Source organism: Ruminococcus sp. OM04-4AA, from assembly GCF_003462585.1.
Taxonomy (GTDB): Bacteria; Bacillota; Clostridia; order Lachnospirales; family Lachnospiraceae; genus Mediterraneibacter; species Mediterraneibacter faecis.
Genome location: NZ_QTZH01000142.1, coordinates 1 through 1,403 on the forward strand (window position 1 = coordinate 1; position 1,403 = coordinate 1,403).

General features: G+C 44.3%; 1 protein-coding gene. It reads left to right on the forward strand.

All coding sequences use genetic code 11. The features are described from left to right. Positions 1-1,403: ATP-binding protein (locus DXB52_RS15730; RefSeq protein WP_181989237.1), on the forward strand; the 1,403-nt coding region annotated here is incomplete at both ends.

A 1,403-nucleotide genomic window follows, 5' to 3' on the forward strand; every position in this document is an offset into this window, starting at 1 on the left:
CGAACAGACCGAAGCGTTAGTATCTATGATTGGGGACAATCAAGTGGACTACCGCTTTTTTCTTGGCTTTAAGCTCATGGTTACGGAAGAACAGCTCAATCTGAAGAACCTCAAAAAATCGGCGTGGCTGACATTCAAGGAATTTCTCCATGAAGTCAATCACACGCTGATGAATGACTTTGTTTCCATGCCGAATGATGAAATCAACCGCTACATGAAAATGGAAAAGTTACTGGAAAACAAAATCTCCCGTCGCTTTAAGGTGCGTCGTTTGGAAATCAATGATTTTGGGTATCTCATGGAACATCTTTACGGCAGGGACGGTATCGCTTATGAAGATTATGAGTACCAGCTACCAAAGAAGAACTATAAGAAAGAAACGCTGATAAAATACTACGACCTTATCCGTCCGACAAGGTGTGTGATTGAGGAAAACCAGCGGTATTTGCGCTTGGAACATGAGGACAAGGAAAGCTATGTGTCCTATTTTACCGTCAATGCGATTGTCGGGGAGCTTGACTTTCCGTCGTCTGAAATCTTTTATTTCCAGCAACAGCAATTCACATTCCCCGTTGATACTTCCATGAATGTAGAAATCGTGGAAAACAGAAAAGCATTAACGACCGTTCGCAACAAGAAAAAGGAATTGAAAGATTTGGACAATCACGCCTATCAAGCAGGAAGTGAAACCAGCTCAAATGTGGTGGACGCCTTAGACAGCGTGGACGAGCTGGAAACGGACTTAGACCAGAGCAAAGAAAGTATGTATAAGTTAAGCTACGTCATACGGGTGTCTGCACCCGATCTTGACGAGCTGAAACGCCGTTGTGATGAAGTCAAGGACTTTTACGACGACCTCAATGTAAAGCTGGTGCGTCCTGCTGGGGATATGCTGGGGCTTCATTCAGAATTTCTTCCTGCCAGCAAGCGATATATCAATGATTATGTGCAGTATGTAAAATCAGATTTTCTAGCAGGGCTTGGTTTTGGTGCGACCCAGCAGTTAGGAGAAACTACGGGTATCTATATGGGCTATTCCGTTGATACGGGAAGAAATGTGTACCTGCAACCGTCTTTAGCTTCGCAGGGCGTAAAAGGCACAGTTACCAACGCCCTTGCTTCTGCTTTTGTCGGTTCTCTTGGCGGTGGGAAGTCGTTCTGCAATAATCTTCTGGTATATTATGCGGTGCTGTTTGGCGGTCAAGCACTTCTGTTAGACCCTAAAAGTGAGCGTGGCAACTGGAAAGAAACGCTCCCAGAAATCGCCCATGAAATCAATATCGTAAACCTAACAAGCGACAAGGACAATGCAGGACTTCTTGACCCATTTGTGATTATGAAGAATGTAAAAGACGCTGAAAGTCTGGCAATCGACATCTTAACATTCCTTACGGGTATTTCCT